Origin of the sequence: Daejeonella sp., assembly GCF_036405355.1 — a bacterium.
GTDB lineage: Bacteria > Bacteroidota > Bacteroidia > Sphingobacteriales > Sphingobacteriaceae > Daejeonella.
In genome coordinates this window covers 1-8,748 of record NZ_DASWXT010000113.1, presented here as the reverse complement: position 1 = coordinate 8,748, position 8,748 = coordinate 1, and the positions used below count along the sequence as shown (strand labels likewise).

The following is an 8,748-nucleotide window of genomic DNA, read 5'->3' as shown; positions in this document are numbered from 1 at the left end:
AGGACATTCATGCATTTTAAAGCAGAGAACATAACCGTTAATGCGGTGATATCTTCTGTAACTTCTGCCCAGGCTAGCCGTGAATAATCATCAATTAAGCATACCAAATACAGTTTTCTGCTTTGGCCCCTAATGATACTTTTACTTAAATGATGACAGTCAATGTGTCCTAACTGGCCCATACGCTCTTTGATAATTTTGCGTTTGTTCTGCTTCATTTTAGGCTTCAGGCGGTTCAGTCCGTTACGCTTGAAGATGTTATATACTCCGGATGCAGAAGGTGTAAATTTATGCAAAGATGGCTTTAGTATGTTAACGATCTCAAGCTTATTGTTGCCTTTGTAACGAAGCTCAATGACTTTGTTCCCGATAAATGGCAGAGGTCTTCGGGTCTTGTATTTAGGGCCACGCTTTTGAGGCAGCAGATCAGAGTCTTTGCCTGATTGCTTGAACCGGTTATAATACTTCAGAAAACTCCTGCGATCTGTATCATGAGCTTTATAAAAGTCATTCGCTTTTACATAAAGCCCGTGTTGTTTGGCTTTAACCAACTCATATTCCTTAATCAGGAAACGGTACTTGTCCAAGTAATTCCTAGCAAGTGTTAGATCAGTTGTATTGATTCGCATAACATATTAGATTTAGTGATTAAATCTAAATTCTGTCCTCGAAATATCTAACTTCTACAGAAATGACGGGTGATGGATTGTCTGTCATTGCGAGGAGGCACGAAGAGAAATCTCATGCTGAGAGGCAGAAGCCATGTTCAACAGATTTCTCCTCGCGTTGATAAGCGGAGTGGTTATTTCAATTCCTTTCGCTCGTCGAAATGACGGAGAATTCCTACAAATCCCTCGCATTAAACGTATCCCCCTGCTTCATATCCCCGCTTTCATAGCCTTTTTTGAACCATTTCATTCGCTGCTCTGAGGTGCCATGGGTAAAAGAATCAGGAACCACCCTTCCCTGCGATTGTTGTTGCAGGCGGTCGTCACCAATTGCGCTGGCTGCTGTAAGAGCTTCTTCGATATCACCGGGCTCCAGTACACTTTCACCATTTTGCTGCAGCTTTGCAATGTAATTGGCATAAATACCGGCATAAAAATCAGCCTGCAATTCCAGTTTTACTGATAATTGGTTATACTCAGCTTCACTCAGGCTGCTACGTAATCGTTGAACGTTTTCTGAAACGCCCAGAAGGTTCTGAACATGATGCCCTACTTCATGGGCAATGACATAGGCCATCGGGAAATCGCCGCCTGCTCCAAACCTGTTCTTCAGTTCAGCCTGGAAGCTAAGGTCAAGGTAGATCTGACGGTCTGACGGGCAGTAAAACGGTCCGGTAGCAGAGCTTGCCGATCCGCAGGCAGAAGCCACAAGATCATCGAACAACACCATGGTTGGCCGTTCGTATTGCTTGCCGTTTTCCCTGAACACTTCAGTCCATAGTTCGTCCGTATCAGCTAAAACCACATCAGCAAATTTGCCGGCATCATCCTGTGGTGAACCGACCTTGCCTTCCTGAACAGGCTGATTCTGAGATACCTGATCTAAAATAGATTGCGGATCGCCGCCAAATAATAAGCCAAGGATAACAAGAATGATTGTCCCGCCGCCAATAGCCATACCACCGCCGCTCATCCCACGTCTGTCATCAATGTTACCGCTTCCGCGTCTTCCTAACCACTTCATATTCTTAATTTATTTCAAGCAATATTATAAAATTATTGGTCAATATATTTTAGCGGATCTATTTTTTGCCGCGCTCAAAGACAAGCCTCCCGCCGGCAAAAGTCTTCATTATTTTTACATCCCTGATGGCTTCAGCTTTGATATCAAACAAATTCTGATCCAGAATTACGAAATCTGCGAGATAGCCCTTTTTTAAGATTCCTTTATTGTTTTCATCAAAGGAGGCGTATGCAGAATTATAGGTATATGCTTTTAGGGCCTGTTCAACACTGATTTTTTGTTCCGGAACCCATCCTCCGGGGTTTTTATCATCCAGCGTGCGACGGGTCACCGCAGCATAGATTCCCACAAGGGGTGTTGGAGGGGCTACAAACCAATCGCTTCCAAAGGCAAGAACTGCCTGATTATCCAGCAGGCTTTTAAAAGCATAGGTTGTTTTGATACGTTCAGGGCCGATTACTTTTTCGGCCCATCTGCCATCATCAATTGCATGATAGGGCTGCATGCTGGCAATGACATTCAGGGTCTTGAAGCGGCTCAAATCTTCAGGAGCAATATGCTGGGCATGTTCAATGCGGAAACGCCGGTCGCGTTTTCCATTTTCCTTTTCAACCCTTTCAAAAATATTCAGTTGTTCTTCGATTGCTTTATCGCCTATGGCATGCACCATGATCTGCAATCCGGCTTTATCGGCTGAGGATATTTGCTCATAGAGTTCTTTTACCGGGGTAACGAGGAAGCCGCTATCAGTCGGCGTATCACTAAAAGGCTTTTTAAATGCTGCGGTATGCGATCCCAAAGATCCGTCAACAAATCCCTTTAAACCTCCAATCTTTAGCCAGGAATCGCCTTTTCCTGATTTTTTAATTTCTTCATTAAGTTTTTTCCAGGTATACAATGGAACTACAGCATAGATTCTTGTATTTAAGATCCCTTTTTTCGCAGCTCTGCGGTAGACTTCCAGATCCTGCCAGCCACCCATGCTTTGTACTGAAGTAACACCATTTTCTGCTACATATTTCATCGCTGCCTGAAGCGCTCTGTCTTTTAACTCATCCGATGGATCGGAAATATGCTGTCCGATGAGCCCCATAGCGTTGTCCTTGAAAATACCTTCGGGCATTCCATTTTTAGCACGGGCTATCGATCCTCCTTCAACATCCGCAGTAGCGTTAGTTATTTTTGCGATTCTCATTGCTGCAGAATTTGCCAGACCCATGTGCCCGTCAAGACGCTGGATGAAAACCGGATGATTGGTGCTCACCGAATCGATCCAGCTGGCTTGAGGAAGTTCAGCCCCCCAATTCGTATGGTCCCAGTCGCCATTTAAAATCCAGGTACCTGCAGGCACCGTTTTGACAAAGGCAGCGATACGATCAATAAATTCCTGTTTTGTTTTTGCATCACGCAGGGAAACCGAGGACAAACCAAAACCCCCATCAATAAAATGAACGTGAGCATCATTGAACCCCGGCACCATCATCTGACCTTCGGCATCGATAAGTTTAGTACCATCAGCCAGCATTTTCCTGACTTCTGCACTGCTGCCGACATGGAGTATTGTTTCGCCTTTAATTGCGATGGCTTCTGCCCAGGGCTGAGCCTCGTCGCCGGTCCAGATGCGGGCATTGACAATAGCCAGACTTGGGCTTTCTTTTGTTTTGCAGGCAGTAAAATTCATGCAAACAATAAGGGCCAGAATTAAAAAATAACAGGTATTTGCCCTTAAAGGGATGAATAAAGATTTGAAATTCATTATTAAGGCTTTGGTTAATTAAATATATGAATTAACCATTTAGGAAAAAGGGGAATCACGCGCTAGGGGTGGGCGCTAGCGATGTACTTGAGGAGTTTATCATGATTGTAATCCAAATTGAATTTTTTCTACTGACCCTGAAGGGGTCAAATGTTTATAGTAATGCCAATATCACGGAAATCCCGACCCTGAAGGGGTCGTATGTATTTGTAAATCCTCACATACGACCCCTTCAGGGTCGATGCCCAGATTCTATGGTTTTCTATAAACATACGACCCCTTTGGGGTCGAAAAACAAAGAATTTAACAAGACATAAATAATTAGAAAAATCAGGAATCACGCGCCACGGGTAGGCGCTAGCAGTAAAATTTAGCTTATGTGATTTTTAAGTCGGGATTAAGACTTACGAATTTACTTAGGCGTCATACTGGTTAAATTCGTCAGTCACAATTTAGGCAGGTGACTGACGAAATCGACTTTCTTTATGCTTAGGTGATTTCGTAAGTCGGGAAATTTAGACTTACGAATTTACCTAGGCGCTATGCTATTAAAATTCGTCAGTCGCCATCTCGGAATGCGACTTACGAAATCTACTTTCTTTTCGCCCAGGTGATTTCGTAAGTCATTACTCCTCCGTAAAAGCAATAATCGCCTTTCTTATCCTTTCAATAGTTTCCTCTTTTCCAAGAAGCACCGCAATATCAAAAACTCCCGGACCAAATTTGCCTCCTACAAGCATAACCCTGAATGGCAGCATCAGCTCACCTGGTTTAATGCCCTTTTCTTCGGCTAAAGCTTTAAAAACAGTTTCCAGATTTACAGCATCCCAGGCTGTTAACCCTTCCCAGGTTTTGATCAGCTCATTGAAATATTCGGTTTTGGCGTCGCTCCATTTAGGTTTTACAGCATTCAGATCATAAAATGCAGGCTGCTCAAAGAAGAATGAGGCCTGATCCCAGAAATCCTGAAGAAAGGTCATGCGCTCTTTGACAGTATCAAGAACTTTATCGAAATATTCATTATCCTCAGTTTGGATGTCTTTTGCTTTCAAAATCTCAAGTACCTGATACCTGATGCCTGATACCTCAGACCTCTTGATATACTCATGATTAAACCACTTCGCTTTCTCAAAATCAAACTTTGCACCGGCTTTGCTTACCCGCTCGATACTGAATTTCTCAATTAGTTCATCCATGCTGAAGATCTCCTGCTCAGTTCCGTCATTCCAGCCTAAAAGGGCCAGCATATTGACAAAAGCTTCGGGCAGGTATCCCATTTCACGGAATCCCCGGGTAATTTCTCCGCTTTTCGGATCTTTCCAGTTCATTGCATACACGGGGAAACCAAGCCGGTCGCCATCACGCTTGCTTAATTTACCATTTCCATCAGGCTTTAGGATCAACGGAAGATGTACCCAATGCGGCATATCTGCTTTCCATCCAAGATATTCCCAAAGCAGGATATGAACCGGCGCTGAAGGGAGCCATTCTTCCCCACGGAAGGCATGGCTAATTTTCATCAGATAATCATCCACCACAACCGCAAGGTGATAGGTAGGCATGCCATCTGCTTTTAAAAGTACTTTATCATCAACAAGATTGGTGTCAAAGCTGACATCCCCGCGAATCATATCGTAAAAATGAACAGTATCATCAACCGGAACCTTGATGCGGATAACATGCGCTACTCCCTGATCCAGGAGCGCCTGAGTTTCTTCCTGCGACAGGTTCAGGGAATTCCTTAAAGTATCGCGGTTTTCATGCCCGTAACGAAAGTTTGGAAATTTTTGGCGCTGCTCATCCAGTTCTGCCGGAGTGTCGAATGCATAATATGCATAACCATCACTGACAAGCTGTTCGGCATATTTCCGGTAATTGTCTTTGCGTTCACTCTGACGGTATGGAGCATAAGGTCCGCCATTCTCAGGGCCTTCATCCGGATGTAATCCGCACCAGGCGAGGCAATCAAGTATGTATTGTTCTGCTCCCTCAACATAGCGGCTTTGATCGGTATCTTCTATTCTGAGTATAAAATCACCGCCGTGTTTGCGGGCAAAAAGGTAATTAAATAACACAGTTCTTACTCCCCCAAGATGTAAACCTCCTGTAGGGCTGGGTGCAAATCGTACTCTTACTTTCTTAGTTGTATCAGGCATGGGGCAAAGATAAAGATTAGTTGACAGTTGACAATTGACAATTGAGAGTTAATAATGCAAAATTCAGCCTGGACTAACACATCCTATATGAAGTAATACATTACAGATAACAGGTAACTGATAACAGACAACTCTTAACCGTTTTGTATTGAAAATTCCTGCTTCTCTTTCATTTTCCTTTTGTAATTTGCTTATCGATATGAACCAATACGAATGGAAACGCCGCTGGAAGTTTATTTTACTTGCTTTTGCAGTGGTTATTGCCGGTGCCTCATTGTGGTATACGGATTATCTGGTCAGGAATATATCGGTAGCTGAGCGTACCAGGGCTGAATTATGGGCCAAAAGTACCCGCAATATAATCGCGATGCCTGATGTGAATGATGAGTATATCACCTTCATTTACAGCATGAGAGATAGTCTGGCTGTCCCTGCAATTGTGGTTGATTCGGCAGAAAATATCGTCACCTGGCGCGGACTCGACAGTACAAAAACCAATTTTGAGCTCGATTCTGATACGACCAAAAAGTATGATCCGAAATATTTCAGAAGGGAGTTAAAGGAGATGAAATCACAGCATCCCGAGCCAATCGTTCTGGATCTTAATACTATGGGTAATCAGCGGTGGTATGTTTATTATAAGGATTCGATGCTTTTAACTCAATTAAGGGCATTCCCATACATACAGTTATCGGTGATAGCTATCTTTTTACTGGTGGCTTATGCTGTTTTCAGTTCCGCAAAGAGATTGGAACAGGATCAGGTTTGGGTCGGATTGGCCAAAGAAACCGCCCATCAGCTGGGCACACCGATTTCTTCATTAATGGCCTGGACCGAGCTGCTGAAATCAAGGTTCAATGTACCGGACGATCCGCTAATCCTTGAAATGGAGAATGATGTGAAACGCCTTGAGGTGGTTGCCGACAGATTTTCGAAGATCGGATCCAAGCCCATTCTCCACAATCACGTTGTATATGATGTGGTTGAGGAATTCGTTAATTATTTCAGGGTCAGAGTGAGTGATAAGATCGAATTCATTCTTAAAGGTGATAAACAGGTTGAGGCACTGATTAATGTTCCGCTGTTCGACTGGGTAATTGAGAATATCCTGAAAAATGCGGTGAATGCAATTGAAGGTGCCGGGAGCATTAAAGTTGAGATCAGGGAAAACCTGGTGAAGGAGCAGGTATTTATTGATATTTCTGATACCGGGGGTGGTATTCCGCGACTTAAATTTGAAGCGGTATTTCAACCGGGTTATACCACACGTAAGCGTGGCTGGGGATTGGGCCTTTCGCTAACCAAAAGGATTGTTGAAAATTATCACCAGGGGAGTGTCTTTGTTAAAGAATCTGAGATCGGGAAAGGAACAACTTTCCGGATTGTTTTAAAAAGTAATATGACCTATGAACCGACCACAAGCTGATGAATACCCTGTTTTTTACAAGGGATATATTGATACTGTAAAGGATGATGTACTTACTGAGCTGGAACATCAGATCGAATCCTTTCAGGCCTTATTGAAGGAAATCCCTGAAGAAAAGGCCAGTTTTGCCTATGCTGAAGGAAAATGGACTATTATAGAACTTCTTGGCCATATTTTGGATACAGAAAGGATTATGGCTTACAGAACTCTGAGGATTGCCCGAAACGATGCAACTCCTTTAGCCGGTTTTGAAGAAAATGATTATGTGGCGAATGCCCATTTTGAAGACAGAAGCCTCGGCAGCATGGCCGAAGAGTTTGAGCATCTGCGGAAAGCTAATCTGTTTCTGATCAAAAGTTTGAATGAGACTGAGCTTGCACGTGTTGGAATTTCAAATGAGAAAGCTATTTCTGTTAAAGCCCTTGTTTTTATTATTGCCGGTCATCTGAATCATCACATGCGGATTCTTAAAGAAAGATATTTATGATCTGGTCAAGGGATTATACTGTCGAAGAGCTTAATAGCAGGCCCAAAGGCCATATCGGTGAACTGATTGGAATAGAATTTACTGAAATTACAGAGGATTCTATTTCCGCCCGGATGCCTGTTAATGAAAAAACGCATCAGCCACATGGGATACTCCATGGAGGTGCTTCAGTGGTTCTGGCCGAGTCATTGGGCAGCGTGGCTTCAAACATGATCGTCGATTCGAATAAGTATATAGGGGTAGGACTCGAGGTAAATGCCAATCATCTGCGGCCGGTTAAATCGGGCTTCGTAACCGGAATTTGTAAACCGATCCATATTGGCGGTAAAACCCATGTCTGGGATATCAGATTGTACGACGACAGGGGAAAGATGAATTGTGTGAGCAGGCTGACTGTGGCAATAATTCCTAAAACCTAAAGAAAAAGGAGGCCTGGTAATAACCTCCTTTGTTCTTAAGCCTTATTCTCTTCTTTAGATTCCTTTTTCTCAATGATGTGTGAAATCAAAAGGCCTAATCCGCCGAATATAGCTATCAGTGAGAAATAGATTGCCACATTAGCATCTTCATCCATCTTTGGATTATCGAAGTTCAGGACTGTATTAGCCAATAGGTGAGCTAAAAACAATCCGACACCCGATCCCATTAACAGCAAGCCCCAGGTAAGGTTGATATATGACCTTCCTTTTGGCCGGCGTATTCCGGGATCCATACCATTTTGGATCATTAACATATTCTCTTTGTTCTGCAGATACCGGATACCGAATATTGCAGCTAACAGGCCCAGGCCAAGTAAAATAGGTATTAAAATTTCAACCATGATAATGTTATTTTAAAGGTTTATAGATTATTTAATTCTATGCTGATCATCTGATCTGAAAACTATGACAACAGCTTTTTGAATCAGGTTACACCCGGGAAGATTTTTTCTTATTTTAACCTTATTAGGATATAAAATTTTGCTTGGGTAATGTTTAAATTGAATTATTTCTTTTGTTTTAGAAGCAGGGTCTGTGCCTCTTCGGTTCTGCCCATCCTTGCTAGCGCACGCGTGTGATTCTGTATTTATAATTCATGGAACGCGCTGAATGCGCGCATCCAATTTCATTGTTTAAGAGTCGTGAGGTTCCAGCTTTCGCTCAATGTCATTAAGTTAAGGATTACCTGGTCGAGAGCGGCCTCGGATCCACATTATTTAACGAGCAAATAATTAGGGGGTCCTGACTTTCGT

General features: G+C 43.0%; 8 protein-coding genes. 3 read left to right on the top strand and 5 right to left on the bottom strand.

What is annotated here, in order from left to right:
* The 4 genes from VGE44_RS13760 to gltX form a co-directional block, all read right to left on the bottom strand.
* Positions 1-629 (bottom strand): hypothetical protein (locus tag VGE44_RS13760; RefSeq protein WP_331080067.1); only part of this gene is annotated, 629 nt, incomplete at its 3' end.
* Positions 630-843: 214 nt separating this feature from the next.
* The gene (gene ypfJ / locus VGE44_RS13755; RefSeq protein ID WP_331080065.1) at positions 844-1,692 is read right to left on the bottom strand and encodes a KPN_02809 family neutral zinc metallopeptidase; all 849 of its coding nucleotides are present in this window, start codon (positions 1,690-1,692) and stop codon (positions 844-846) included.
* Between the two features lie 58 nt (positions 1,693-1,750).
* Complete coding sequence (locus tag VGE44_RS13750) at positions 1,751-3,448, bottom strand: amidohydrolase (RefSeq protein ID WP_331080062.1); 1,698 nt, start codon at positions 3,446-3,448, stop codon at positions 1,751-1,753.
* Positions 3,449-4,074: 626 nt separating this feature from the next.
* The gene (gene gltX, locus VGE44_RS13745) at positions 4,075-5,604 is read right to left on the bottom strand and encodes a glutamate--tRNA ligase (RefSeq protein ID WP_331080060.1); all 1,530 of its coding nucleotides are present in this window, start codon (positions 5,602-5,604) and stop codon (positions 4,075-4,077) included.
* A 199-nt stretch (positions 5,605-5,803) separates the two neighbouring features.
* Here gltX and VGE44_RS13740 point away from each other — a divergent pair, with 199 nt between their 5' ends.
* From VGE44_RS13740 to VGE44_RS13730, 3 genes are read left to right on the top strand one after another with little or no spacing between them, the layout of a single operon-like run.
* Positions 5,804-7,030 carry a sensor histidine kinase gene (locus VGE44_RS13740; protein ID WP_324484474.1) on the top strand — a complete coding sequence of 409 codons (1,227 nt, stop codon included), beginning with the start codon at positions 5,804-5,806 and terminating at the stop codon, positions 7,028-7,030.
* Complete coding sequence (locus VGE44_RS13735; RefSeq protein WP_331080056.1) at positions 7,011-7,517, top strand: DinB family protein; 507 nt, start codon at positions 7,011-7,013, stop codon at positions 7,515-7,517. The genes VGE44_RS13740 and VGE44_RS13735 overlap by 20 nt, the downstream gene beginning before the upstream one ends.
* On the top strand, positions 7,514-7,936 hold the full coding sequence (locus VGE44_RS13730; protein ID WP_331080054.1) for a hotdog fold thioesterase: 423 nt from the start codon (positions 7,514-7,516) through the stop codon (positions 7,934-7,936). Before VGE44_RS13735 ends, VGE44_RS13730 begins: the two co-directional genes overlap by 4 nt.
* Positions 7,937-7,971: 35 nt before the next feature.
* Here VGE44_RS13730 and VGE44_RS13725 read toward each other — a convergent pair whose 3' ends face one another.
* Positions 7,972-8,337, bottom strand: coding sequence for a DUF6249 domain-containing protein (locus VGE44_RS13725; protein ID WP_331080053.1), 366 nt, complete (start codon positions 8,335-8,337; stop codon positions 7,972-7,974).
* Positions 8,338-8,748: the final 411 nt, after the last annotated feature.